Annotated in this window: 24 protein-coding genes and 4 pseudogenes; 12 read left to right on the plus strand and 16 right to left on the minus strand. The window is 68.8% G+C overall.

What is annotated here, in order from left to right; translation table 11 throughout:
• Positions 1–143, plus strand: a pseudogene (locus tag ACWCV9_RS34580) (IS5/IS1182 family transposase); the annotation flags it as partial.
• Between the two features lie 12 nt (positions 144–155).
• On the plus strand, positions 156–470 hold the full coding sequence (locus tag ACWCV9_RS34585; protein ID WP_450792583.1) for a hypothetical protein: 315 nt from the start codon (positions 156–158) through the stop codon (positions 468–470).
• A gap of 200 nt (positions 471–670) precedes the next feature.
• On the opposite strand, the gene ACWCV9_RS34590 is transcribed toward ACWCV9_RS34585, so the two are convergent.
• Positions 671–985: a hypothetical protein gene (locus ACWCV9_RS34590; RefSeq protein WP_450792585.1), complete on the minus strand. Its 315-nt coding sequence runs from the start codon at positions 983–985 to the stop codon at positions 671–673.
• A gap of 728 nt (positions 986–1713) precedes the next feature.
• Here ACWCV9_RS34590 and ACWCV9_RS34595 point away from each other — a divergent pair.
• The 4 genes from ACWCV9_RS34595 to ACWCV9_RS34610 all read left to right on the plus strand — a co-directional run bounded on the left by ACWCV9_RS34595 (position 1714) and on the right by ACWCV9_RS34610 (position 3362).
• On the plus strand, positions 1714–1983 hold the full coding sequence (locus ACWCV9_RS34595) for a hypothetical protein (protein WP_450792587.1): 270 nt from the start codon (positions 1714–1716) through the stop codon (positions 1981–1983).
• Positions 1984–2163: 180 nt separating this feature from the next.
• Positions 2164–2418 carry a hypothetical protein gene (locus ACWCV9_RS34600; RefSeq protein WP_450792589.1) on the plus strand — a complete coding sequence of 85 codons (255 nt, stop codon included), beginning with the start codon at positions 2164–2166 and terminating at the stop codon, positions 2416–2418.
• Positions 2415–2789, plus strand: a complete 375-nt coding sequence (locus tag ACWCV9_RS34605; RefSeq protein ID WP_450792591.1) for a PIN domain-containing protein — start codon at positions 2415–2417, stop codon at positions 2787–2789. Before ACWCV9_RS34600 ends, ACWCV9_RS34605 begins: the two co-directional genes overlap by 4 nt.
• A gap of 264 nt (positions 2790–3053) precedes the next feature.
• The gene (locus ACWCV9_RS34610; protein ID WP_450792593.1) at positions 3054–3362 is read left to right on the plus strand and encodes a hypothetical protein; all 309 of its coding nucleotides are present in this window, start codon (positions 3054–3056) and stop codon (positions 3360–3362) included.
• A gap of 74 nt (positions 3363–3436) precedes the next feature.
• Here ACWCV9_RS34610 and ACWCV9_RS34615 read toward each other — a convergent pair.
• The 7 genes and pseudogenes from ACWCV9_RS34615 to ACWCV9_RS34645 all read right to left on the minus strand — a co-directional run.
• A pseudogene (locus ACWCV9_RS34615) lies at positions 3437–3640 on the minus strand (transposase); the annotation flags it as partial.
• The gene (locus ACWCV9_RS34620) at positions 3637–4041 is read right to left on the minus strand and encodes an IS5 family transposase (protein WP_450792595.1); all 405 of its coding nucleotides are present in this window, start codon (positions 4039–4041) and stop codon (positions 3637–3639) included. The gene ACWCV9_RS34620 and the pseudogene ACWCV9_RS34615, both read right to left, overlap by 4 nt.
• A 137-nt stretch (positions 4042–4178) precedes the next feature.
• Positions 4179–5579, minus strand: a complete 1401-nt coding sequence (locus ACWCV9_RS34625) for a lyase family protein (protein WP_450792597.1) — start codon at positions 5577–5579, stop codon at positions 4179–4181.
• Positions 5576–7534 (minus strand): FAD/NAD(P)-binding protein, encoded by a 1959-nt coding sequence (locus tag ACWCV9_RS34630; RefSeq protein ID WP_450792599.1) that lies wholly within the window; start codon positions 7532–7534, stop codon positions 5576–5578. The genes ACWCV9_RS34625 and ACWCV9_RS34630 overlap by 4 nt, the downstream gene beginning before the upstream one ends.
• A gap of 563 nt (positions 7535–8097) precedes the next feature.
• On the minus strand, positions 8098–8997 hold the full coding sequence (locus ACWCV9_RS34635) for an aminotransferase class IV (RefSeq protein WP_450792601.1): 900 nt from the start codon (positions 8995–8997) through the stop codon (positions 8098–8100).
• Between the two features lie 55 nt (positions 8998–9052).
• A pseudogene (locus ACWCV9_RS34640) lies at positions 9053–11038 on the minus strand (condensation domain-containing protein); the annotation flags it as partial.
• 104 nt (positions 11039–11142) lie between these two features.
• Positions 11143–11322 (minus strand): MbtH family protein, encoded by a 180-nt coding sequence (locus tag ACWCV9_RS34645; RefSeq protein WP_450792736.1) that lies wholly within the window; start codon positions 11320–11322, stop codon positions 11143–11145.
• Between the two features lie 234 nt (positions 11323–11556).
• On the opposite strand from ACWCV9_RS34645, the gene ACWCV9_RS34650 reads away from it, so the two are divergent.
• Positions 11557–12018 carry a 4'-phosphopantetheinyl transferase family protein gene (locus ACWCV9_RS34650; RefSeq protein WP_450792603.1) on the plus strand — a complete coding sequence of 154 codons (462 nt, stop codon included), beginning with the start codon at positions 11557–11559 and terminating at the stop codon, positions 12016–12018.
• Between the two features lie 55 nt (positions 12019–12073).
• A complete protein-coding gene (locus tag ACWCV9_RS34655; protein ID WP_450792742.1) occupies positions 12074–12373 on the plus strand; it encodes a hypothetical protein in 300 nt (99 codons plus the stop codon).
• 16 nt (positions 12374–12389) lie between these two features.
• On the opposite strand, the pseudogene ACWCV9_RS34660 reads toward ACWCV9_RS34655, so the two are convergent.
• From ACWCV9_RS34660 to ACWCV9_RS34675, 4 genes and pseudogenes are all read right to left on the minus strand, one after another.
• A pseudogene (locus ACWCV9_RS34660) lies at positions 12390–13210 on the minus strand (IS5 family transposase); the annotation flags it as partial.
• A 1262-nt stretch (positions 13211–14472) separates the two neighbouring features.
• Positions 14473–15885, minus strand: a complete 1413-nt coding sequence (locus tag ACWCV9_RS34665) for a M1 family metallopeptidase (protein WP_450792604.1) — start codon at positions 15883–15885, stop codon at positions 14473–14475.
• 422 nt (positions 15886–16307) lie between these two features.
• Positions 16308–17252 (minus strand): TIGR03619 family F420-dependent LLM class oxidoreductase, encoded by a 945-nt coding sequence (locus tag ACWCV9_RS34670; RefSeq protein ID WP_450792606.1) that lies wholly within the window; start codon positions 17250–17252, stop codon positions 16308–16310.
• Positions 17253–17533: 281 nt separating this feature from the next.
• Positions 17534–18082 carry an ATP-binding protein gene (locus ACWCV9_RS34675; RefSeq protein ID WP_450792608.1) on the minus strand — a complete coding sequence of 183 codons (549 nt, stop codon included), beginning with the start codon at positions 18080–18082 and terminating at the stop codon, positions 17534–17536.
• A 192-nt stretch (positions 18083–18274) separates the two neighbouring features.
• Here ACWCV9_RS34675 and ACWCV9_RS34680 point away from each other — a divergent pair, with 192 nt between their 5' ends.
• Together ACWCV9_RS34680 and ACWCV9_RS34685 are read left to right on the plus strand one after the other, a co-directional pair.
• A complete protein-coding gene (locus ACWCV9_RS34680) occupies positions 18275–18511 on the plus strand; it encodes a DUF397 domain-containing protein (RefSeq protein ID WP_450792610.1) in 237 nt (78 codons plus the stop codon).
• Between the two features lie 89 nt (positions 18512–18600).
• The gene (locus ACWCV9_RS34685) at positions 18601–19515 is read left to right on the plus strand and encodes a helix-turn-helix domain-containing protein (protein WP_450792612.1); all 915 of its coding nucleotides are present in this window, start codon (positions 18601–18603) and stop codon (positions 19513–19515) included.
• Between the two features lie 38 nt (positions 19516–19553).
• Here ACWCV9_RS34685 and ACWCV9_RS34690 read toward each other — a convergent pair whose 3' ends face one another.
• From ACWCV9_RS34690 to ACWCV9_RS34700, 3 genes are all read right to left on the minus strand, one after another.
• Positions 19554–20357, minus strand: coding sequence for an SAM-dependent methyltransferase (locus ACWCV9_RS34690; protein ID WP_450792738.1), 804 nt, complete (start codon positions 20355–20357; stop codon positions 19554–19556).
• 67 nt (positions 20358–20424) lie between these two features.
• Positions 20425–20835, minus strand: coding sequence for a hypothetical protein (locus ACWCV9_RS34695; protein WP_450792614.1), 411 nt, complete (start codon positions 20833–20835; stop codon positions 20425–20427).
• A 107-nt stretch (positions 20836–20942) separates the two neighbouring features.
• Positions 20943–21812, minus strand: coding sequence for a helix-turn-helix domain-containing protein (locus ACWCV9_RS34700; RefSeq protein WP_450792616.1), 870 nt, complete (start codon positions 21810–21812; stop codon positions 20943–20945).
• A gap of 1111 nt (positions 21813–22923) precedes the next feature.
• Between ACWCV9_RS34700 and ACWCV9_RS34705 the strand changes: the two genes are divergently transcribed.
• Both ACWCV9_RS34705 and ACWCV9_RS34710 read left to right on the plus strand, forming a co-directional pair.
• On the plus strand, positions 22924–23499 hold the full coding sequence (locus ACWCV9_RS34705) for a hypothetical protein (RefSeq protein WP_450792618.1): 576 nt from the start codon (positions 22924–22926) through the stop codon (positions 23497–23499).
• Between the two features lie 198 nt (positions 23500–23697).
• On the plus strand, positions 23698–24633 hold the full coding sequence (locus ACWCV9_RS34710) for a transposase family protein (RefSeq protein ID WP_450792620.1): 936 nt from the start codon (positions 23698–23700) through the stop codon (positions 24631–24633).
• Positions 24634–24688: 55 nt separating this feature from the next.
• Here ACWCV9_RS34710 and ACWCV9_RS34715 read toward each other — a convergent pair whose 3' ends face one another.
• Positions 24689–25138 carry a hypothetical protein gene (locus tag ACWCV9_RS34715; RefSeq protein WP_450792622.1) on the minus strand — a complete coding sequence of 150 codons (450 nt, stop codon included), beginning with the start codon at positions 25136–25138 and terminating at the stop codon, positions 24689–24691.
• Between the last annotated feature and the right edge of the window lie 385 nt (positions 25139–25523).

Genomic DNA, 25523 nt, shown 5'->3' on the forward strand with positions numbered 1-25523 from the left:
ACCGTCGACGCAACGTCATTGAACGCTGCTTCAACCGGCTCAAAGGCTTCCGTGGCATCGCGACCAGATACGAGAAGACCGCCGCTTCCTACGAAGCGGCGGTCACCCTCGCGTCGTTCCTGCTGTGGGCAAGATCCGTTTGAAGACGGACCCTAGTGCAGGAGTTTGAAGGCAGCGAAGAGAACAACGCCATGCTCTTCGATGTGACGCAATCGACGGACACGCCACTCATTATCGGCCAGGGTGAGCAGTATGCCTGCAAGCCGTATTTTCGGTTCAAGCACATTGATCTCGGCAACGGCGCCACATCTGGCGACATTCGAATCCAGGTAACCTCTCGGACTCAAGACTGCACTTGGAAGTCATTCGAGGTGGGTTACCACGATTCAGAAGGCCAGCACACGCAGCAGATCACCAGCGGTATCGGATTCTCCGTGACCAGAAGTCGCAATACCTCGGCTATTCCTTGACTAGCAGCGGAGGTACCGAGGTGAAGGAAAGATAGCCCTTTCCGCTTCCCAATAGCCGCCAGTCCGTGCAGATCAACCACTGCCACACCGACCGCAAGATCGAAAAAACACTTCGCTGGCGGTCTCTTCGTGGTACTCGGACACGCTCTCCCCTTCGCGGTCGAACGCGCAGCATCCCCCGCGTACGCCGGTCCGGGCAATCAGGCGTCGTCCAACGCAGCCCGGCCTGCATCGGCACGCCGCTCGGCTGCGCGCCGGCGGATGACGTCCGGCAGCTGGCGGGAGCAGGCGGCCGGGATGAAGAACAGCCCGATCATGCCGAGTGCGGTCACGGCGGCGCTCAGCAGGCCCACCGACACCGACGGGTCGTCGACCGGGGCCAGCCCACCGAGCGGCTGCCGGCGCCGGCGCCGGCGCCGGCGCCGTCGGCGGTGCGCGAGGCGCTGGGGCCGCGCCAGCCCTCGGGGTGTGACGGTGCGTCCGGGCCACGCGTGTGGGGAGCGACCGACGTTCATGTTGTGGTTGGGACCGGGCGGATCCGAGCCAGCGTGTGCGGAGCGACCGGGGTGACAGCTGACCGACGCGACTGGTGGGTGGCCCGAGACAAGCCTGTGGGGAGCGACCGGCAGGACCCCCCGCACCCGCGGTGCCAGAGGGCCCGACGTGGAGAGCGACCGTTCTACGAGAACTGGCCGCGTGCCGCCCGAGTAGCCCGCCCAGGCGCGCGGAGAGCGACCGGAACGAGGAACCGGCCATGAAGGCTTGTCGGGGCGCGACAAACAATCCCGGGCGGGCGCACTGCCCCATCAAATCCGCACCTGACGTCAGCGCGGGGACGGGCTGCCGACGCCCAGACGTTTCGGGTTCACGCGACTGTCCATCGGCCGCGTACGGGTCAGCGCCGGCGGCCGAACGGCCACCAGCTCCGACGCGTCCGGCGGCGGGGAGGGGCAGCCGGTTGTGGTGGTGCCGAGGGCCGCGGCGGTAGCGGAAGCGCCGGGGCGCGGGCTCAGGTGGTGGTTCCGCATCCGGCACAACCGGGCCAGGTGGGGGCGGGGGCGTCGACGGATCGGGGGAGGGCGCGCTCGTCGGCACCGGTGGCGGCGCCAGTGGCGGAGCGGCCGGTGGGGGCCCGCTCTGTCAGGGAACAGTCCGTCAACCCAAGCCAGGCAGCGCCGCCCGTTCCGGTGATCTCTGGCCCGGCGGCCGCCGTGGTGCCCGGGCCGTCGCCACACTCGCGATCGTGACCGACCCGAACCTCCCCGGCGCCGCCCCCGAGGACCTCCCCGGCTGGGGGAGCCGGACGGCAGCCGGCACCGGCCGCGTCCGCTTCCCGCTCGCGCGGTGGGTCCTCGCCCCGCGTACGACCTGGCAGGCGCGCCGCCTGGCCGCCGACTTCGGCGAGGGGATGGACGCCCGGACGGCATGGGTGATGGCCCGCCTGGCCCGTCACCCGGATGAGCGCGGCTACGCCATAGGTCACCTGGACGACGACCGTCGGGCCGCAGACTGAGCAGAGCGCAGGCGCTGGCCTTCGGCTCGCGCAGAGAGCTTCCTTTGGCGGCGCGCGAGGTCCTCTGGGCGGACTGGTGCCGCGTTGTGGGTACATGTGGCCGCAGTAGGCGACGGTGATCACGGCTTGGATGGACGCGACCGATTCCCCCGCGATTCTACCGTCGGTAGAATCGCGGGTATGAGTAAGCCGACGAGTATCAAGACCAGCGAGGAAGTGCGCGACCGCCTGCGCATTCTTGCTGAAGAGCGCGGCACCACCATCACTGAGCTGCTGGAAGAGCTTGCTTCCCGCGAGCTCACGGAATCCGAGCGTGAGCAGCGTGCTGTCGAGGCGGCCCGTGAGCTGGGTATCGAGTACAGCGAGCAGGTGCAGCAGGTCGGCCAGGAGGCCTGGGCGAAGATCCGCGCCCATCAGGGCGGCGCCGCCGCATGAACCTCACGGCCGTCCTGGACCACACCGCTCTGATCGCTTTGTACCGTGCGGACCCCTTCTTCACCGGCCTTTACGTCGAAGCCTCGCGTGGCACCGGCCGCGTCCTCATCCCGTCGCTCTCCATCGTCGCTGCTGAGCGGCAGGACGTCGGCGCCGGCAAGCACGCGGCGTCGCTGCGGTTCGCTGAGAACGTTCCGTTCACCGCCGTGCACGCGGTGGACGCGATGGGCTGGAGAAGTATGGACTGGCCGGTGGCTCACGCGGCGGCCATCGCCTGGCACGCGGTCAAGGCGGGAGAGCCGCTGACGGTCCTGTCGCTGGAGCCCGAGCTGTATGCAGGCACCGGCATCACTCCGCTCAATCCCACCTGACCACGCCCAGCAGGCAGGGAGGGGCTGTTTCCCGCGGTAAACAGCCCCTCCCTGCCTGCTTTCAGTGCCTGGCGTGCAGGTACCCCTGCCGGGCGAGGACCAGGCCACGCCAGCGGCTGCGGGTGTGCTGTTCGCTGTCGAGCCACTGGGCGTCGGAAGCCTGATCGAGTGGCAGGTCGGCCAGAACTGGGCGATGTCGACGTAGTAGGCTTCGCCGCCGCGAGTGAGGTCGCGTAGCCGGGAGATGGCCGCGCTGGTCTTGTCGTGGTCGTCCTGGACGGCGTGATGGAAGCAGACAGCCAGTTCCAGCGCGGCCTGTGCGGCTGTCAGGCCGGCGTCGGTGATGTCGGCGCGCAGCAGGCGCACGGGCTCGAGGCTGCCGATGGCCCCGGCGTCCCGGACGAGGACGGCGATCTTCCTGGTGAAGGTGGTGGCCCGCAGGTCGAGTCCCGTCAGCAGCTGTTCGGCCAGGTGGAGCTCGTCGTCGGCGGTGTCGGGGTCGGTGAAGGCCAGGACGAAGGCGCGCTGGGCCTGGCTGGTGGCACGCTCGCCGGCGATGCCGTGCTGCTGTGACCGCGATTGTGCCGGTGCCGCCGTTGGTCGGTCTTCTCCGGGATGGTGTGCGCGATGCCGCGTTTTCGCAGGTAGGCGCGGAAGCCGCGGGAGCTGTAGGCCTTGTCCGCGATGACATGGTCGGGCCGGCAGCGCGGTCGGCCCAGGCCGGTGCGTGGGACCCGGATCCGTTCCAAAAGAGGGCGCGCGCAGACGCTGTCGTGCCGCTGGCCCGGGGTGACCAGCACGGCGAGAGGGCGGCCTTTGCCGTCGCAGGCATGGTGGATTTTGGTGGTCAGTCCTCCGCGGGCTCGGCCGAGGGCGTGATCGTCCGGTTCGTCCGGCCGGTGAAGCCCCCTTTTCGGCCGGTGGCGGCGGCGTGCTGGTGGGCGCGCACGATGGTGGAGTCGATCTGCACCAGCCAGTCGATGTCACCGGCCGCGTCGGCCCGAGCCTGGATCTGCTGCAGGGCACGGGTGAACACGCCGTCCAGGGCGTAGCGGCGGAAGGGGGTGTACACCGTCTTCCACGGCCCGTAGCGTTCCGGCAGGTCACGCCAGGAGATACCGGTCCGGATCTTGTAGACCATCCCGTTGATGACCTGCCGGTCTTCCACCCGCGGCCGCCCTGTGGCAGCCCGCGGTATCAGCGGAGCGAGTAACTCCCACTCTTGATCGGTGAGTTCGTGACGGCGTACCACTCAACCATGATCCACCATCTGAGGATCTTTGAAGACGGACCCTAGCTCGAACACGGCCGCACCGCCTGAACGAAGATCACAAAACGTCACGAGACGTTACCGAGAAGAGTTCACTGTACGGCGGCTCTCACCGCGGCTCATGCGTCCGCCTCGCGCAGGGCGCCGCGCACCAGCTCGTCGGCCGCGCCTGTGTAAGCGGCGGGGTCGAGCAGGTCCGCGAGGCGCGCGAGGTCCAGCGGCCCGTGCGTCGCGTCTTGCGCAGCGAGGGCCGACACGAGCGATCCGCCGCTGTCGGCCGCCTCCGCGGCGGCCCGGCCGACGGCGGCCTTGGCGGCTGCCTTGCCGAGGGCCGGTGCCAGCGCCGCGGCCAGGCGCTCGGAGACGATGAGCCCTCCAGTCAGGTCGACGTTGGACCGCATGCGCTCGGGGAACACCTCGAGGCCTGCCACCAGTTCGCGGGCGGTGTGGGCGGCGCCGCCCGTGAGCCGCAGGCACTCGCGCAGCGGCTGCCATTCGGCGTGCCAGGCTCCGGCCGAGCGCTCGTCCTCACTGAGCAGGCACTGGGTCAGAATGCTGGCCTGAGCGGGTACTTGCAGAGCGGCGGAGCGGATCAGGGTGGCCAGGGCCGGATTCCGCTTCTGCGGCATGGCCGAGGACACTCCACGGCCCTCCGCGCCCGGCTCGGCGACCTCGGCGACCTCGGTCCGGGCCAGGGAGAGCACATCCACCGCCATCTTCCCGAGCACGCCCGCCACCAGGGCGAGTTCGCCGGCCAGGGCGGCGACGGGCATACGGTGGCTGTGCCAGGGCAGTTCGGGGGCCACGAGTCCCGTCTCCGCGGCGAACCGCTCGGTCAGCTGTCGCGCATAGCCCTCCGTCGGCGGCTCCCCCCGCTCCTGGCGGTGGAGCTGCTCGTAGGCGACGTATCCGGCCAAGGTGCCAGCGGCGCCGCCGAGCTGGACGACGAGATCTTGGGAGCGCAGCCGGTGCAGGCGGGCCGCGGCGGTGCGCACCGAGACCAGCCAGCCGGCCGCTTTGAGCCCGAACGTCGTCGGTACCGCGTGCATCGCCAGCGTACGGCCCGGCATGAGAGTGCCGGTGTGCTCGGCGGCAAGCCTGTGCAGGGAGTGGACGATGCCGTCCAGGTCGGCCAGTACGAGGTCCAGGGTGCGGGCCGACACCAGCATCAGCGCGGTGTCGAAGATGTCCTGGCTGGTGGAGCCTCGATGTACGTAGTCGGCGGCCTCGGGCGCCTTGGCGGTGAGCAGCTCGGTGAACTGCTGGACCAGGGCCACCACTGGGTTGGCCGCGCCCCTGCTGCGCCGGGCCAGTTCGGGCAGGTCGAAGTGGTCGGCGCGGGCCCAGTGCGTGATGGCCCGCGCGGCCTGTTCCGGTACGTTGCCGAGGGCGGCCTGGGCGCGCACCAGCGCCGCCTCGGCGTCGAGCATCGCCTGCAGCCAGGCCTCGTCGGACGTCGCGGCCTCGGCGGGGGTGCCGGACCGTACCGGGCTGAGCAGCCCGGCATCGATGACGTTCATCGCGTCAGTTCTCCGATCATCGGGGTGTGGTGCCGCGTACTTGGGTCGGCGAGGGCGAGCACGGCCCGGGCGATGGCGTCCGAGTCCTGGAGGGTCACCGAGTCGACCCCCGGGCGGATACCGGCCGCCGTCGCCCAGTGCACGGACTCGGTGGGCACGCCGAAGGCGAAGAGGCCCGGGTGCACGTCTCCTGCGGAGTCGATCAGCCGGCAGGGCGTCTGGGTGACGGCGAGGCCTCCGGTCTCGTACGACTCCTCGCCGGGGCCCGGGATCTCGTAGCTGCGGCAGCGTCCGCTGCTCAACAGGTGCCGCAGCAACGGATCCGCGGTCACCCGCACATCCGTCTGCGGGAGTCGCGCCTCGATCAGCGTGGTGACCCGGGTCAGCGAGCCGGGCACCGCTCCCGATTCGAGGATGAACACGCCCTGCGCCCCGTCTGCATCGGCCCGGACGCCGGGACCGAGCACCCGCAACACCCCGGCCTCGATGAGGGCGATGGCCTCCTCGATCCGCCGCGCGGGCGGCCCGATCGACAAGAACGCGTTGAGCGGGGTGTACCAGGCGTCGAGATCGCGCCGGTAGGAGTCGCCGGTGAGGCCGCCGTGATCGACCACGAGACGCACCTCGTTGCGCAGGTCGCGCAAGACGTCGAGTGCCGACTTCAGCGGGCCCGCCACGTTGCCCTCCCGCGCGGCGCGCAGGTCCGCGCGCAGGTAGTCCAGGAGCCAGCCCTGGAAGTCCTCGGGCGAGGCGAAGTCCCGGCCCGCGTACGGCCGGGCGATGCGGTCCCAGTCCCAGCGCCGGTCCGCGCCGATGCCGAACTCGCCCGGCAGGAGCCTCTCCTGAGCGCTCCCGGGCGGGGCCGCGAGGTAGCGGGCGCGCAGTTGCCGGGCGTCCGACGGCCGGCCCTCGGCCGTCAGCAGCGCCGTGTAGTACACGGTCTCCACTTCCTTGGCCACGAGCGGCCACACGGCGGCGCGGAAGTCGATCCCGCCGTGCCGTCGGGCGCGCTGCCGAAGGTCGCGGATCACCTCGGCGGTCAGCACGGCGGGCTCGTGCCGGCCGTGCGCCCCCTTCTGGTTCTCGCCCCGCGAGTGGAACGGCAGTCCGCGCCGCGAGCCCGCGACCAGCCGCGGCTCGCGCCCGGACGCCAGATAGCGCAGCCGCCCCTCGTGCTCCTCGAACCGCCCGCCGCGGCCGAGCGTCAGCAGTGCCATGTAGTCGAAGAAGTTGAGGCCGAGTCCGAGCAGTCCCACCGTCTCCCCGGGCCGCACCGCCGACAGGTCCACGTCCGCGGGGTTGGCGGGCAGGACGTAGCCCAGGCCGTGGGCCCGCGCGAACCGTGCCCGTTCCCGCTGGCGCGCCGACGGCCGCACCGGAAGGTGGCCCTGCGCGAGGACCACGGCGTGCAGACCGGCGAGCAGCGTGTCGTCGTCGAGCAGGACGCACTGCGTACCGTCGGGCTCGTCGTCGAGCGCCACCGCCCGGGCCCGGTGCTCGACGACGGTCAGCGCGCCCGGCGCGGTCCTGACGACCCGCTGGAAGACCCACTCCAGATAGCGGCCGTAGAAGGAACGCGACGGATAGGAGTCCGGGCCGAGCGCTCTGGCCTCGGCGAGCACCGCCTCGTCGTAGGGACGATCGTCCAGCGGCCCGATCAGGGTGAGGAAGCGCGCCCACTCGTACAGGCTGGGCCCCGGCACCAAGGGCCCGTCGATCGTCACGCTCTCGTCGGTGAACATCGTGACCTGCGAGGCCACCGTGTTCATTAACAGGTGCGCGGACTGGTCGGTGCGCCACACCTGGCCCGCCCCCGGCGGAAACGGGTCGATCACATGTACGGTGATCGCCAGGTCGCCGGGGGCCGACACCGCGTTCGCACATAGCCGTTCCAGGACCGAAAGTCCCCGGGGCCCGGCACCGATCAGGCAGACGTCGAGCCGTCGGTTGGTCATAGTCCCTCTCTCCACGAAGTCGGAATGAATCTGAGTAGTCGGAAAGTGTCGGAGTTCGCCCGGGATGTGACACAGGCTCTGAGGTCGTACGTGTCTCGGCGCCCCTGTCCTGCGGCGGCTTCAGCCCCGCGCGGCGGCGACACTCAGGCGCCGACCGGGCGTGGTGCTGTCAGGGCTGATGCGCGCCTTCACGGCCGAGGAGATCACCGCGGCAACGGCACAGCGACTCGAGTGCACGCACACCTGAAGCACTGGCACGTGTACAGTCATGCCGCCTTCCAATTCTCAGCTTGACTCTGTCGGGGATCCTGAAGTTTCCCAGTGCGCTGGCGTGATCGGCGGGCATGCTCGGGATGTTCCGAGAGCCCATGCAGTTGTCGAGGTGCCCGTTGTCGCTCCGTCTTCGTTCCGGTGGCAAGTTCCGACTCTGACCGCGCAGATCGCGCATGGCGCGAGCAACCCGGATGATGCGGCGACGATGTGGGTGAGAGACCGCCTGGACGGACTGTGGAGCGACGCAGGACCGGAGCAACGGCCGTGACGCGCCGGGTCGAAACCGCGCTTCACAGAACGTCGCCTTCCGTGGACAGGTAACTCCGCTGGAGTTCCTTGAGCAGCGGATGGTCGGTGGCCAGACCGGTGCCCGCGATGCCCGCGATGGCGCGGGCGCCCACGGCGGTGTTGGCGGCGAAGGCAGCCTCCGCCGTGAGGGCCTGCTCCACGGTGACTGGGGCGGTGACGTGGTCGTGGCCGCTCTGGCGCAGGAGGGCCATGGTGACGCCGGGCAGGACTTCCGCGTCGGGCCAGACGAGCTGGCCGTCGAGGATGAAGCCCACGTTCCAGGTCGGGCCCTCGGAGACGAGCCCGACGGCATCGTGGAAGAGCGCGTCGTCGGCTCCGGCGAGCTGGGCCCGGCGCCGGGCGTGGAGCGTGCCGAAGAGGCCGACGTGCTTGACGCGGGGGAGGTCCCGTTCGTACCGCACCGGCTGCACGCGCAGCGGAGGCGGCGGTGTGGCGCCCACGCCACGGGCCACCGGGCGGCCGACCGGCACGGTGTCGCCGAGCTGCGTCTCCGTCAGGTCCGTCCAGGTGGCGGTGATGGTGCACTCGGAGGGGCCGTACCCGTTGAACAGGCGGACCCGTGAGCCCGCCTCGGTCTGCCAGCGACGCGCCCGGTCGGGGGCCGCGGCCTCGCCGCCGATGCAGACCAGACGCAGGTCCGGGCAGGCGGCGAGGGCGGCGCTCGTCCCGGCGTCGACGAGTTCGTGCCAGTACGCGGTGGGCAGGTCGAGCACCGTGACGCGGCGCTGCCGGCACCACTCGGTGAAGCGGACGGGCGACAGGTCGAACCTCTCGTCCTGGACGATCAGCGTGGCACCTGTCGAGAAGGCCGCCACGAGTTCCTCGACGGAGGCATCGAAGCTGGGTGAGCTGAACTGGAGCACCCGGTCGTCGGCTGTCATCGCCAGGGGCGCGATGCCGTGCTGGATGAAGGACTCCCAGGCATCCGTGCTCGATCATGACGCCCTTGGGGCGTCCGGTGGAACCGCCGGTGTAGACGACGTAGGCCAGGTCGTGCCGCCGGGGGGTCGCCTCCACCGCGTGGACCGGATCGGGCGCCCCGGCGGGCTCGCTCAGGGAAACGCCTCGGCGCGGGTCCAGGAGCAGCGTCGGCAGGCCGCCGCCACGCGAGCGCAGTTCCTGTGTGGTAACCACGATGCGGGCCCCGGAGTCGGCCAGGGCGTGGTCCACCCAGCCGCCAGTGAAGCGGGGATCGACGCCGAGGTATGCGGCGCCGGCCCGCAGGACCCCGACCACGGCCACGCTCACGGCGGGCGAGGGTGGCAGCAACAGGGCCACCACGTCACCGGGTCCCACTCCGCGGCTGCGTAGTTCCGCAGCCAGGCGGCCGGCGCGTTCCCACAGATCGGCGTAGCCGAGTGTCTCGTCCCCGTACATGACGGCGGGTGCGTGGGGACGGCGGCGTGCCTGTTCGGCGACGCAGTCGTGCAGGGACCGGCGTGGCACCTCGGTCCGCGGCCCGCCGGCCAGTTCGCCGAGAAGCTCCCGGAGCTCGTCCGCGGCGAGGAACCGCGCGTTGCGTACGGGGAGTCCCGGGTGCCTGAGCAGCTCGTCCACGAGGGTGACGAAGTGCCTCACCACCCGCTGGGCGGTGTGCTCGGTGAAGAGGTCGGTGCTGTACGACAGCCAGCCGGTCAAGCCGTCGGCCGTTTCGTTGATGTACATCGATAGGTCGAAGTCGCTGGCCTGGGGCTCGGGCCACACCCGCCGGCATTCCAGGCCCTGCAGCGAGAGTTCCGCGGGGCCCCCGGCGTTGTACTGGAACGTGTGCTGGAAGACGGGATTGTGCGAGAGCTGACGCCCGAGGCCGAGGTGATTCACCACGAGGTCGAAGGGCACGTCCTGCCGGTCGAGCCCTTCGAGCAGTTCGTCCCTGACCTGCCGGACTAGTTCGACATAGGTCGTCTCCGGGCCGAAATCGGCGCGGATCGCGAGCGTGTTGACGAAGAAGTCGACGAGATCCTGGTACTCGGGGCGGCGACGTCCGGACACCGGTGTGCCGACCGCCAGGGAATCCTCGCCGCTATACCGGTGCAGGAGGACGTGGAAAGCGGCCATCAGCGTGGTGAAGACCGTGCTCTTCTGCTGTGCGCTGAAACGCCGGACGCGTTGGCTAATGTCCTCGGGCAGGGTGATCTCCACCGCGTTACCGCGAAAGGACTGACGCGCACTGCGAGGTCTGTCCGTGGGAATATCCAGCGCATCAGGAAGCCCTGAGATCCGGTCCTTCCAATAGGCGATCTGACTTTTCCAGTCCTCGCTCCCCAGCCGCTCCTCTTGCCAGCGAGAGAAATGTGCGTATTGCACGGGAAGCGGAAAGATTGGTGTATCCAGCGTTTCTGTCGCGCGCGCGTACATACGCTGGAGGTCTCGCAGAAGAACGTCGATCGACTGCCCGTCCGAGGCGATGTGGTGGAGGCTGACGGCGATGACGCTGCGCCGCTCGCCCAGTGCCCACCAGGATAACCGGACCGGCCATTCCCCTTCGAGCGCGAAGGGCCGATTGACGAATGCGGTCAGCTGTCGGCGGGCCTCGGACTCCCAGGCCTGGTCGGTCAGCCCATCAGGGCGCGGCACAAGGGAGAGGCGGCTGTCGGCGCCGGGGGTGTCCACGTGTTGCAGCGGCACCCCGTCCGCACCCTCCACCAGGCGTGTCCGCAAGATGCCATGGCGGACCAGCAGTCCGTTGACCGCTTTGGCCAAGGCCTCGACGTCGCAGGGGCCCAGCAGCTCGAAACAGGCCGAGCTGTGGTAGAGCGAGCTGTGCGGGCGGAGCTTGTAGAAGAACCACAGCCAGCGTTGGGCGAGGGAGACGGGCACCGGCCCCTTCGCCTCGGGTACAGGCCGAACTGATGTCGCCGACCGCTTTCGCGCGGCTGCGAGCAGGAGTTGCTCCAGCTCACGGCGTTCTTCGATAGTCATCCCTGAAACAGCGGGACCGCCTAACACTACTTCCCCCTAGATCATGCGACGAAATACCGCGCGCGACGCCCGCCGGGGCGTCCGCAAGTCTCCGACCGCGATCATCAGACGTCCTCGCGAAGGGAGGCCGGACGCATGTCGACCCACACTTCGGCGATAGGTGCCAGACACTCCTGCTTGCTCCCGAAGAAGCCGGTCTGCCGCCAGCCGGACGGGACTTCCCGTCCCGACCTCCAGATGGAAAACTGTTCTTCCTCATTCACGACAACCGCGTATTGCGGCATGTCGGACACAGATACACTCAAGGCACTATCTCCCCGTCACATCCTCGCCGGAGTCGGAGGGCGTAATGCGTCATTGATGGTCAGTCAAGGCGTGAGGTAAAAAGGTCCCAAAGGTCTGTCGGTGCGGCTGGCCAGCCCACATCGCCTGTGATCCTAATCTTACAGTGAGATTATCGCGCCACAAGTGATCCGCGCCACATGGCGTTTCGATGGCCGGATTCCTATGGTCGAACGGTGATTTCGTCACCCACCTACCCTCTTACCGGCGGGCATGTCGTCGTCTGGTGGGCGTCGGTATTGGGAGATCTGAGCGGATTCTTCCGAATTCTTTCATCCGAAGAAAAAAATCGCCTTACACAGTATCGAAGCGATGTGCTAGCTGCCGAATTCGTCACCGCCGCCGTGCTGCGCGTCGCGCTGGGACGGCACGCGGGCACCGCACCCGGCGACGTCCGTGTCGAACGCCGGTGCCCGGACTGTTTCGGCCACCACGGCCGGCCGCGGCCGCTCGACTCTCCCGAACTGGATGTCTCCGTCGCGCACGCCGGCGGGAGGGTGGCCGTCGCCGTCGCGCACGGCATGCGGACCGGTGTCGATGTCGAGCAACTGGCGCGCGTCGCGGACGCATGCATGCTGTGCGGACACTGCGCCAAAGGCTGCCTGTGCTCTCGCCCGCGGAGGCCATCGAATACGTGAGCGCCTTGCTGGAGGGCGATGCGCCCGCGCGCCTCGTGGCCGTCGCCACCAAGGAGTGAACGAAGGCCGTTACGACGACCCGCGGCCCGGACGCTTCACCGGTGGATACCTCACCCGCCCTGACGACGTCGCGGCGCTCTTCGAGGACCATGGGTTCCGTGTGCTGCGCCTGCTCGCTTCCCAGGGCATCCTGGCTTGGGCGCAGCCGGAAGTCGCTGCTCTTGCACAACGAGACCCCGACGCCTACCAGCGACTGCTCAACGTCGCCTATAGGACTGCCAGCGATCCGTCCATTCATGGCATGAGCGGCCATCTGCTCGTCGTTGCTGAACGGCTGGCGGTTCAAGTCGAGTAGACGATGGTGAGCGGGCGGACCAGAGAAGGATGCCGGCAATGTGGAGTCCGGCAAGGTAGATGGTCGCGGTCTTCTCATAGCGGGTCGCGATGCCACGCCACTGTTTGAGGCGGTTGATGCACCGCTCGACGGTGTTGCGCTGCTTGTAGGTCTGGCGGTCGAAGACCGGTGGCCTGCCGCCCTGACTTCCTCGACGCAGTCGGTGACGTTGTTGGTCTGCCGGAACAGGGATCACCGCGCGGATGCCACGTTTGCGCAGATGGTCTTGGATCGCGCGGGAGGAGTACGCCTTGTCGGCCAAGACCATGTCGGGCCTGGTGCGGGGCCGTCCTCGGCGGCGGGGAACGCGCAGACGGGCCATGATTTCAGTGAAGGCGGGGGCGTCGCCGGCCTGGCTGGGGTGAGAGTGAACGCGAGGGGTCGACAGCGCCCGTCGGATGCGATGTGGATCTTTGTGGTTAACCCGCCGCGGGACCGGACGATGGCATGGTCGGCCGGTTCGCCAGCCAGGGCCCCGGCCGCGTGCTGATGAGCTCGCACGATCGTGGAGTCCACCGACACAGCCCAGGCCAGGTCCTCCTCGGCGTCGGCTTGAGCCATTAGCGCGATGAACACGCGCTCCGAGGTGTCGTCGGCGGCCCACATTCGCAACCGGTTATAGACGCCCCGCCAGTTGCCGTACTTTTCCGGCAGGTGGACCCACTGCGTTCCGGTCTGGAACTTGAAGGCGATCGCGTCGATCACCTCATGGTGGTCCCGCCATCGGCCACCTGGCTTCGGCGTCCGGTCGGGAAGCAAAGGCTCGACACGCGCCCACTGCACGTCAGTTAGCGGCATATCGGACCAACGATCCGCTGATGGGCGGGCATCGGGGCGGTGCGCCGGTTCCAGCGCAGCGCGGCATCGGGCAGGTTCAGGTCCCGGTGGATCTCGATGGCGTCGGCGGCCGTGCGGGCCGGCGTGTAGGAGCTGATCCACGAGGGTTCGCCGCCGAGGGCGGTGTCAGCGCGTTTCAGGAGCCGTTCGGAAGCGGCGAGCGCGGCGACGGCGGCGCGGGCGTCGTTGAGCCGGGCGTGGGCGCGGCCTCGTCGAGCTTGGCGAAGGCGAGAACGCGGGGGGCCGCGTGGTGGCGGGTGTGGTCGTGTCGTCCCTGCGCCCGCGGGGGTAGCTCGAGCGGCTGTCGCACCTCGCGGAGCGGCAGGCAGTCGTCCCCGCGCCCGCGGGGGTGGCTCCCGACCTCCTGGGGCAGCTGGCGAGCGGCGTCACCCAGGCCAGCCGATGAGTCCCCGCACACACGCAGGGTCGGACGGCACCCGCCGGCGCGTACCGTCGGGCACGGATGCGAGGTGCCGGGGGAGTGAGGGCGGCTTGGGTCAGGGGGCGGGGGAGAGCAGGGGCCATTGGCCGGCACACCCCCTGCTGTATCCCATGTTCCACATCTGCGGTCCCGTTCCCACCGCACTCCTCCCAGCCCCTCCAGAACGTTGGCGAGCGGTTCCAGTAACGCCGCCGCCTGCCCGGGCGCCCCGGCGCACACGCACGCCAGGGCCCGCACCACAGGCGCCACCACCTCGCGGAGCGCCGCGCGCTCATCGCCTTCAGCGGTCGCCGCGAGACGGTGCAGGTCCTCCACCGCGCTCTCGCAGGCTAGGGCGAGGGCCAGGTTGAAGGGGTGCAGGGTGTCGGCTGTCCCTTTCGGTGCGGCCAGCTGTTCCCGCACGTGGTCTGGCTCGGTCAGGCGTCATCGCAGACGATGCCGCAGTTTCTGCAGTTGTTACGTGGCAGGTCCAGCGGGAGCTGCGCCAGTTTTTCCCCGACTGTTCCGGCGGACACTGCCGTCGCACCGCGCGCCTGCGCGGCTCCCCACGTTCGTGTAGCTGTTGCCGAACGTGGCGTTGCCGACGCTTCGTGATCACCGGAAGTTGTGCCTGCCTGCGCGTCAGCCCCCGCCGGCCACCCTCCAGCCGTGCCTCAGTTCCTGAAGCCCCATCAACCGGGATGCACCGCTGGAATGACGCCGTCCTGCCCGCGTATCCCGTCGGTCTCCGTCGTCGTGGCGCCGACGGGGTACGGCCGTCACCCGCGAGTGGAGTGCGACTTCAGCGGATGCGGTGCTTGCGCCAGAAGGGGGCGAGGTCCCTGTGCGTCATCGACTGTGCGGCCTTCTTGAAGTCGGCGGTGGTGGAGACGCCGTACCAGTGGTCGTGGGCGTACTTCTTGATGAGGCGCGCCATGGTGCCGGCCCCGAGGACGTGCTCCAGGTCGGCCAGGACGCAGGGGCCGATCCCGTACACGACCTGGAAGTACTCGCTACGGTGTGTGGACCAGTAGGCCATCGAGTTGGTGAGCGCGGCGGTGGCGCTCGGCCAAGAGTCGTCCGGCGAGCACTCGAACCCGTCCCAGCGGTAGTAGCGCGCGTTGGCGTACTGAGCGAAACTCTCGTCCAGCCAGGGTGAGTTGTACTCGTCGTTGCCCACGACGCCGTACCACCACTGGTGTGCGATCTCATGGACCGTGGCGCCGCCCTCCTCCTTGGTGCCGAGGATGACCAGGCCGGGGTATTCCATGCCGCCGGCGAACCCGGGGGTCATCACGAGGTCTATCTCGCCGTACGGATAGCGGCCGAACTCCCTGCCGAACCGGTCGATGGCGGCGACGGCGTCCTTGCGGTTGAGGCGGACACCGGCGGCGGGCGTGTTCGGCGACCAGTACGACTTCACGCGCACGCCGTCGGGCGAGGTCTGGGTCGCGGTGCGGAACGGGCCCGCCGCCCATGCGAAGTCCCGCACCCGCTTGGCGACGCTGTACGTGACCGAATGCCCGGTACCGCCGGGGCGGGTCCATGTGCTGCCGGTCGCCGGGACCTTGAGGGCGGTCGGGTGGTCGAGGCGCACCCGGAAGTCGCTCGCCAGGGTGTAGAAGCTCTCGCCGTACGACACATACGGATCGAGGTGCCACCCCCTTGCGTCGTGCACGGCGAGGACCGGCAGCGCGTTGCCCAGGAAGCGGAACGCGCCTTCGCGGCCGAAGCGGTTGTTGCGTGCGGGCACGGTGAGGGCCACGTCGAAGGAGACGGCCGTCCGCTCACCGCGTGCGAGCGGCCTCGGCAGAGCGATGCGCAGCGCCGTGCACTTCACGCCGGGGCGGCCCGGAGTGCCGCCGCGCACGTGGGAGACGCGGACGGGGGACGGTCTTCCGGATGTCCCGCAGCCGTCCTCGCCATTGCCCCACAGGCGTATGTACACCTCACGCAGGGGCCGGCTGGAGGCGTTGCGGAAGGACACCGTCTGCCGGCCCGTCCAGTGGGAGCCGTCGGCGTCGGCGCGCAGCTTCACGTCGTAGCTGGGGCGGTCGGGCGTCGCGGGTTCGGCCGCTCTCACCGCGGCGCCGGGCGCCGGGCCGGACGGCGTGCCGGCCTCGGCCACGGTGGAGCCTGCTGTCGCGAGCAGGGCGAGCAGGGCGACCAGCAGACGGCGACGGGTTCTTGAGGGGCGCGTGGACGACGAAGGCATGGCAGACGACATGACAGATGACATGCCAGCGGATCTTGTCACAGGGTTCCCCACGGCCGACACATGCCCGCGCGGTTGGCAGAGCGCCGCGCCCGGCCGGGAAGGGCAGGGGCGCGGCGCTCCGGGGCGGTGCTGCTGGTTGGCGGTGTCGGTGACGAGGAGGAACTGGTCGTCCGTTCCGGCTGCGGGCTCGGGCATGCTCCAGCTGACCGCCCGCCAGCTCGAGCAACGGCTTCTCACTCCCGGCGAGCTCGGCCCTGGCTGCAGGTCCTTTGGCGGTGACGAGACGGGAGTGGAGCAGGCCCCGGCCTTCCGTACGCTCAGGCCCGGATCGGCCGCTTGTATCGACGCCATGGCCTCCTTCGCCATGAACCCGCGGGTTGGCAGGCTCTCGGCGGAGCCGTACGCCATCCGCGAACCGGCTAGGGCGGACGTCCCCGAAGCGGCAGCTTGATCAAACTGGGGGTCTTTCCAGCCACGGCATCAGGTGAGCCGCGGTGCCACCTCGGCTGCGACCCACTCCATGGCCTTCTCGACATGTTCAGCCGCGACAGGCAGCCACAGGGTGCAAGCGGCAAGCCCTGCCTCGGCGAGCCGACCGAGGTCGTCGGCAACGCTCTCTGCAGTGGGCGTAGTGCCGCCAGTGGTCGTCCCGGTGGCGGAACCGCCGCGGGCAGACCCGGCGGAGTAAGGAACGCGGCCGACGCGAGCGTCAGACGATCGGCGTCTTGTGCCTCGGCGAGGTCACGCAAGCGGCGCCGGACGTCGGTGATCTCCACGGCGTCGGCGCCTGTGCCGTACCAGCCGTCGCCGAACCGCAGCGCACGGCGCAGGGCAGCGTCGCTGTGTCCGCCAACCCACATGGGCGGACCGCCGGTGGTGACCGGAGGCACTCCCAAGTGCGCCTGGTGCAGTGTCGTGAACGGCCCGTCGAAGTCTGCGGGGCGCCGGGCCCACAGGGCCTTGGCAGCGGCGAGGTGGTCGTCGGTACGTGCACCCCGTTCACGGGCGGGTACCCCGACGGCGGCGAATTCGTCAGGATTCCAGCCGGTGCCCACGCCCAGGATCAAGCGTCCTCCGGATACGACATCCAGCGTGGCTGCCTGGTTGGCGAGCACCAGCGCCGGGTAGTACGGCGCGACGAGTACGGACGTCAGCAGTTGCAGGCGCGTCGTCGCCCCGGCGACGGCCGACAGCAGAACCAGCGGGTCCGTGTCGAGGCCGAAACCGCTGTCCAGTAGACGGTTGCCGACCGCAACGTGGTCGAAGCCTAGGTCTTCAGCGTGGCGTGCGGCGCGGAGCACGCTGGCTCCGTCGTCGAGCGGCCAGCGCTGTTGAAGAGAAACACCGAGGCCCAGCAGGGGCATGGGTTGCCTTTCGACGGCAGTCCGAGGGCGACGCGACGATTACTGGCCGCCCTGTCGCGACACTCAACTCCCGCACCGCCCCTATTTCATCCCGGCCGGGATCAAGCGGATCGCCTGTCACTCCGTACGGCGCTCGCTGACCAACGCCGGGACCTCCGCAAGCCGGTGAACCTTCTCGGTCAGAGCACTAGGTCGCCCTGGATCTGTCTTCTGCCGAGGGTGCGGTCGTCCCGCAGGTCAGAGTTGGAGCAGGCAGTGACCGGGTGTGGGCAGAGTGGTTTTCAGTCTTCCGGGAGTGATAGACGGGCCCATACGGACTTCCCGTCGGTTTGTTGGTCGTCGGTCCAGCCCCAGGTCGTGCTCAGGGCGTTGACGATGGGAAGTCCGCGGTGCTGTTCAGCCAGGGGTGGCGGGCAGGTGAGGCGCGGCCGGCGCTGGCTTGGGTCGCGGACCACACACAGCAGGGTGCGCGGGCGCAGGGTGAGGGCAAGCCATACGGCAGTCTGCGGGGTGCCTGATGCGATGGCGCGTGTCTGACCGTGGCGGACTGCGTTCGCGACGAGTTCGGAAGCGACCTGCACGGTGTCGTCGCAGATGCTGTTCAGGCCCCAGCGGCGCAGTGTCTGGCGGGTGAACTGTCGTGCTACGTAGCAGCACTTGGTCGTGGGCGGGATCTGTCTCGCGGCAAATGGGGTGCTTCCCAGGCCTGTGCGCACGGCAAGGTTGGGGGTCCACGCGGCCGGCGCGCCGCGGAAGAGCTGCCGCTCCGGGCTGTTGGCAGTCTCGGCTGGGAAGAGTGGCTGATTGTCGCGGTTGTGAGGTGGCGTCATCGTCCGTCCCTCGGAGTTTGTTTGCCCTCTCGAGCCTGGCGTGCCGTCTTGACCGTCACTATTCCGGCCTGTTCATCGTTCCTGCAAGTGTGGTTCTGCAATTGCAGGACTAAGGAATTCGCACACCTGGTCGGTCATGGCTTCCTTCGGGGCGGTGCTGGCCGGGCGGGACTCGGAGAGGCGCGAATAGGAATGCAGCGGGTAGAAAACGGCGTCAGTGCAGGCATGATTGAGGGGGTCGCGTGGCGCAAGAGCCGCCACAGCGGGGGCAACGGGAACTGTGTGGAAGTCGCTCGCCTGCCTGATGGCGGTGTGGCCGTGCGGAACTCCCGATTCCCGGACGGGCCGGCCCTTGTGTATACGGGGGAGGAGGTTGCAGCCTTCTTCGCGGGAGTCAGGGACGGGGAGTTCGACTTCGCTCTCGCGTGACAGAGCGTAGATTTATGGCCACTTCCTGACATGCTTGATAGTCGGCTGCCATACTCGGGCTCTCTGAACAGTCGATAGGAGCACCCGGTATGGCAGCCGAACAGAAGGCGCCTTCCATTCTCGGTTTCCCGCACCGCCCGGAGTGGGGCTCGGCCGCGCACCGCAAAGCGCTTGCGGGCCACCTCAGGCGCTGCCGCGACCACGCGTGTGTGGGGACCCGCCAGGCGGCTCGATGCATCGGTGCCTCCGAATCCACGATCAGCCGCATGGAGACGGGACTCGCATCGCTGAAGCCCGCAGAGGTCGTGCGCCTGCTGGATGAGTATGGTGTGCGCGACCCGGCGGAGCGCCAGCGGATCGCGGTCCTGGTGAACGAGGCGGCCAATCCCGAAGCGTGGCAGCCTTTCGCCCATGCCGCACCGAGCAGCTTGCGCCCGCTGCTCGCGATGGAGCCGGCGGCACAGCGGATCATCTCCTACGAGCCGCAGTTGGTGCCGGGCTGGCTGCAGACCGAGGAGTACGCCGAGATCGTCATCCGGGCCACCCATCCCACCATGCCGGCCAAGGAGATCGAGGAACGGGTCCGCATGCGACGTGCTCGCATCGAGATGCTGCGCCGCGAAACCGACCCGCCGAGCCTGATCGCTGTGATGGACTCCGAGGTCTTCCGCCGCCAGGTCGGAACCCCCGGCGTCATGTATCGGCAGATCACCCACTTGCTCACGCTGCTGGAGGAACTGCGCTACCGTCTGCGCCTGCACATCGCCCCTTTGTCCGTGGGAGCCGCCGGCGCGATCGGGCACCCGATCGTGCACCTTCGGTTCTTCGCTCCTGACTACCTGCCGGACATGGTGTACCTGGAGCAGTACGAGGGCGCTGTCTACCGTGAGAAGCCTGCGGAGTCCGAGCGGTACCAGGCTGTGCTGAACCATCTGTGCGGCGTTGCAACTCCCGCAGACCAGACTCCGTCACTGCTGCAGGAGGCCCTCGACACCTGGCGGTAATTGGCCGCAACCGCCTCTCTTCGGGAAGCGGCGGCGGCTCAGTGCCTGACGAAGCCCACGCCTCCGTATTCCTCCCATTCCCACGTCAGTTGCTGGGGGACGTCGTCGTTCTGCGGCCGCCAGGCTGACACCTCTGTCAGCCCCGGGTCGACGAGATCCAGCGGCGTGCAGAAGGCCTGGACGTCGGCCTTCTCGCGTACGCGGCCCCAGTGGCCCTGGGTCTGTGCGTCCATGAACTCTGTGACGAAGTCACGGACTGCCTGGTTGTCGCTGACGAGTTGGCACACGACCATCATGCTGCCGGGCGGCAGTCTGTCGGCTACGCGTGCGATCAGGTCGCCGGGCCCGCTGTCGTCCGGGATGCAGTGCAGTACAGAGACGAACAATGCGGCCACCGGCTCGTCCCAGTTAATGAGGCGGCGTACGGGCTCGCTGGCGAAGATGGCGTCGGTGTCGCGCATGTCGGCCTGGAGTACTGCGGTGCGTTCGTTGGTCTCCAGCAAGGCACTGCCCATGGCACGGACGATGGGGTCGTTGTCGACGTACACCACCCGGGACGCCGGGGCGACGCGCTGCGCGACCTCGTGGACGTTGTCCTGTGTGGGCAGCCCTGAGCCGTGGTCGATGAACTGGCGGATCCCGAAGTCTGCCGCCAAGGTGTGCACCACCCGGCGCAGGAACTGCCGGTTGTTCAGCGCCAGTTCCCGCATGCTGGGCACCTGTGTGAGCAGCTCCTCGCAGGCGGCACGGTCTGCGGGGTAGTTGTCCTTGCCGCCAAGGAGGCTGTCGTACATGCGGGCCACACTCGGAACCGATACGTCCACTCCATACGGCAAATTCACCCGTGCCCCCTCCGGCCTCGTCACGAGACGTCACCTGACGCCGTGACAGCACAGTGTATGAGGTGGGTCACATCGGTGTGCTGTGAAATGGCTGTTTGTCACCCCCTCGGGGCCCCGACGGAAGCAGCAGCCCGCACACATCCTCCACCGGTATGCCCAGCACCTCCGCGATCCGTTCCGAACTGAGCAGCAGCCGGCGGTGCAGCACCTGGACCTCCAGATGAAGAGAGCGCACAGGCCGGCCGAACGGGCAAGGGTGAAGATGCCCGCCGAGTGCCTGATCGATATGATCATGGAGGATGTCCCAGGCGACAGCGGCCGGCCCGGAGCTGCCCAAGACCTTGGTCCATGACACCGCGAGCTCGGTGAAGGCCGCGGCCACAGCTCTCTCCGCCGCTCCGTACTGGCCGATCCGCAACGCCGAATACTGCAAGTAGGGCTCGTAAAGGCGTTCACGGAAAGCCGCGAAAGCAGCCACCGCAGACCGCTCCACCCGCAGGCCGCCGCGCTGCAGATCCGCAGTTCTCCTTACGTCGGCGGGGACACAGGGCGCCCCGCTGCTAAGGGGTGCGCTCCGGGACGCAGTCACTGCTCCGCCTCCGGCAATGCGACGTGCGCGATGCCGTCGGGCAGACCGGGGTCGTCGACCATCAAGAACGCGTAGTGCACCGCCTCCCACAGCGGTTTCACTTCCGAGGGCCGCCCCCCCAGCGTGCACACCAGAGCAGACAGCACCCCCCAGTCGGGCACGTCGCGGCCCGACAGTACGAGCCGAGCCTCCTTGGCGCTCACCGCCCTGCCGCTCAGCATTTCAATCCGTTCAGGGCTCGGCGACTTCGCCGCCCGATACAGCCCCCGCACCGCCGCATGCAACTGCTCAATGGCAGCAGGGGCAGGCTGCCGCTGCGGCACCGTCATCCCGTGGGCCGCTTCGAACAGCACCCGCAGCTCCGCCGGGTCGGAGCCGAAAATCTTGCTCAGCGCACACACCAGGTCCCAAGTCGGAAGCCGGTCCCCGGACAGGACCCGCGAGATGAACGACGGCGACAGCATGGCCAGATCCGCCACCTCGCGGATCGTCTTGCCGCTCGCGATCTGCAACTGGGTCAGTGCCGAAGCGAGCATGCCCACCGGGCCGGCCGCCTCCCGCCGGTCACCGCCCGCGTTCTCCCATCCCTCCCCGGCGGGCACGGACCGCGCCGCGCGCCACCGAGTGGGAGCAGCCTGCTTGTCGTTGGCGTGCAGCACCATCATCCGGGCGACCCGCTCCGGCCCCCACCGTGCCCGGGCCGTCTCCGGCGCTACATGCGCGGCGCGGGCCACAGCCTCCCATTTCTCACCCCGGTGCCGGGCGTCCTGAACCGCAGCAGCGGTGTAGATATCCAGCTCCCGGCGGATCGCCTCAGCGCGCTCCAGCAGCGTTCCCAGCTCCTCCTGACGCATCTCGCTGTCCACCAGCTGACCCGCCAGGCGATGGACCTCCGCAGCAACTGCACTGCCCAACGGGCCCTGTTGCTCAACGAATTTCGTCTGGCTAGCCCGCCGCTGCCTCTGCGCACGTCGGCGGCAGGCGATGCCGCAGTACCGGCGCCGCCGCCCGGCGCCCACCTTCTGTACCAACGGACCGGAGCACATCGCGCACCTGTCCGGCTGCGTCGAACTATCTGCCACCACTTTTCCCTTCCTGGCCGGCCCGCTCACTTTGGCTTCCGGCGTGCGGTGGGTGCCGGGGCCATGCTCGGGGCCCACGGCACTGGTTCAGTCCAGGCGCGCCCAGAAGTATTCGAGCCGGGACCTGCCGGCTGCGGCAGCTGCGACCGCCGCGAACGCCACACACCCTGCGGCTGGCCAGCCGGAACCCTGAAGAACGCAGGCCAGGGCCAGTACGACAATGGGGCCCAAGCTGAGCGTGACAGCGAAGGCACGCAGGCGTGCGTAATATCCGCTGCCGCTGCTACCTTCCACGCGTGCTCCAGACACCACGGTGCCGGACACAACATTGCGATCGGTCATCGGTTTCCCTCTGTGGAATTGACGACGGTTCAAAATGCGGAGGGGTCCCGGCCTGTCGGTAGCCAGCCTTGGCCCGGGACCTCTCCGACGCGACCCTAGCGCGCCCTTACCGCGCTCGGCCAACAGAGTGAGACGTAAAGCGGGAAACGACCGCACCATCGTGCGAAAACCGGGACGACGACACCCTCCCCGTATCCCGGAAGGTCACTTCGCAACTCTTTACGATCGAATGCGTAAGAGACTGGTCGCTGGAGTTTCGAAAAGAGGCGTGATACATGTACGCCGTCACCTGAAAATCCACGCAGGACGCTCCGGCGTACGCCGTCGCCCTACGCTCACTACCGCTGGCGAAACCATCCCACCATGCCGCACCAATGTTGGAGCCATGGCCCAGGACATGACGCTCATCAACCCTTGATACAGGGTGGCTCTGGCCTGAGACGCCGTATCTCAACAGAACTGATCCGTTGATTTTGCTGGTCAGGCATGGTGTAGCTCGGAATGAGAGAAGCATGCGGCGTCTTGTTTCTGGACAGTGAGCGAGGGGCGCGCGATGGCGTCAGTGCTGGGAATGCTGGAGGAGCGGGAGACAGCGGTCGGTGTGCGGGTGGAAGGGCTACGGGAGGAAGTCACCGGGTGGGCTGAGGTGTTGGAGGCCGCCGAGATCGAACTGGACCGGCGGGTGATCGCGCGGGAAGAGCTGGTCGAGGCCCTGGCAGCCTCGGCTGCCGAGACCAGCGCCGGGTCGGAGGCCGAGGAGAAAGCGGTGCTGTCGCTCGCGCCGGCGCAAGGGTCGACGGTGCCGCCTTGGTGGCAAGGGCTGCCTGTGACGGTTGTGGCGCCGGACTATCAGTGCATTCTGGGTGTGCTGGACCAGCAGCGATCTACGGGCGACGGACCGTTTCGGGCCAAGGAGATCGCGGTGGATCTGGGCCTTGATGCGACGCCGCGAAAGTCGAGGGACTGCGGTCGAATGCCCGGCGCCTGCGGAGCGCGGGGGGCTCCTCCTGGAGGCGTCGGGGGCGGTGAGTGCCCGCCGGCGCACACTGGCCGTCCCGGACGCCGGCTCATCTGCGTGACCGTCGGCCACCGGCTCATCGCCTCGCCGGTGGCGAGCAGGGCTTCGTAGTTCCGGGCCAGACGCGGGAGTTCATCAGCCACGCGAACGTGCGCCCGGCCACCCAGCGCCTGGGCAGCACCACGAACCCCGCGATGCCATCGGTGTGCTTGACGATCTCCAAGGTCAGGGCGAGTTTGTCCCGGCACTATCGAGCTCGTGCACGGTAGGCGGGGAGGCGTCGAGCTCCTGATCGTCGATCATGGTCGTGTGGTGGGGAACGCGTCTCGTGCAGCGATCATCAGCGACCGGAGGATCACTGGCCTGTCGGCCGGCGTGATCGCTGAACTCGTGGCCGAGCTGGGCCCGTTGTGGCATGAACGGCATCAGGCCAGGCTTGCGTCCAGGCAGCGGAAGCGGGCCGTAGGCGCCGGCGCGAAGCACCGGCTGGTCTTCGTCGACCGGCTCCTGGCCACCCTCGTGCACCCCCGTCACGGGGCCACACACGACGTGCTCGCCTGCTGGTTTGGCGTGGACCGCTCCACCATCACCCGCGCCGTCGGTGAGGTGCGGCCCCTGCTCGCCGAGCGAGGCTGCACCGTCAGTCCCGGCGTGCGGTTGCGGACGCTGGCCGAGGTCGTCGACCACCTCGGCTCCGACGGTAGGACCGGGATCGTGGACGGCACCGAGATCCAGGTCCGGCGGCCGGCCGCCAGGCGCAAGGACCGCGACAAGTTCATCTCCGGCAAGAGCAAGCAGAACGCCGTCAAGACCACGGTGCTCACGGACGGGGACGGCCGGGTGCTGTTCTGCAGCCCGACCAAGCCCGGAAGCTGCGCGGACATTACCCACGCTCGCCAGTCAGGGCTGGTCAAGCTCCTGGCCGACGGGCCCGCCGTGGAAATTCTCGCCGATGCCGGCTACCAGGGCCTGGGCGCACAGACCAGCGGTCAGGTGGTGACACCGCCGCACCGCAAGTTCAAGAAGAACGCTCCGGACTGGTACGGGGAGATGTACGAGCGGCAGCGGAAGGCACATTCCTCACGACGCATCCGCGTCGAGCACGGCATCGCTCACCTGAAGAACTGGCGAGCTCTGACCCGCCACCTCGGCCGCCGCGAGCACATGAGCGACACCGTCCAGGCCGTCGCCGGCCTGCTGTCCCACCAGCAAACCGCGGACCTGACTTCGGCGCGGCAGATGTGAACACCGAGCCCCCCCGCCATCCTCGACGCCTCCCCGCCTACCGTGCACGAGCTCGTTAGACGTGCCGGCGTGCCGTCGAGACGAAGGTGTTGATCAGCTCCTGGGTCGCATCCCGACAGACGACCACGTCGGCGCGGTTCGCTGCGCGATCGATCTTGCCGATCGCCGTGAAGGCGTCGGCCGCGACGGTGGCCAGCTCGGGATCGTCAGTGATCAGTTGGAGGGGGTACAGGGCGTGCTCGGTGCTGGAGCGCAGCTCGAACGAGAGTCTGCGCAGGGCGACTTCGTCGTCGGCGTCATTGCCCTCGTGCACGCAGAACCAGTGGTGCAGAATGGCCCGGCGGAAGTTGACCAACAGGCCGGAGTAGGTGCCGTAAGTGTCCAACCGCTCCTGGCGCAGCCGTTCCTGACGCGAGTTTTGCTCGGTGCGCTGCGCGGACCGCTGCTGGAAGACGTGCGTCACCGTCGAGGCATCGATGCAGATGGCGAACACTCGGCTGGCCAAGTCAACCGCTCACTGGCCAAGTGAAACGCTCAGTCACAAAACCCTTGCGGGCCGGGTTGGTGGTGTCGTGTATCGGGACGTCGACCTCGTAGAACTCGGTGCGCGCCATGACGCCCATCTCCTCTCCGTGCCAGTGCTTGAGGGGCCACCGCGACCGCCCGGGTCTCCGTGGTGCGGAAGCGCCGGGCGGCACGGAGCGTCCGTCACGCTGTGAGGCGGGGCGGCTCAGAGGTCGAGCTGGATGGTGATGCGGCGCCGGGGGTCGTCACGGCCGTGGTGGACGGTGCTGCGGTGTGCGGCCAGCCCTGCGCGCCCGCCCTGGATGGGCAGGTGGCAGTCTGGTCAGCCGTACGCCCGCTCATCTCCCTCCAGGAGATCGGCCGGG

Source organism: Streptomyces sp. NPDC001606, assembly GCF_053596835.1.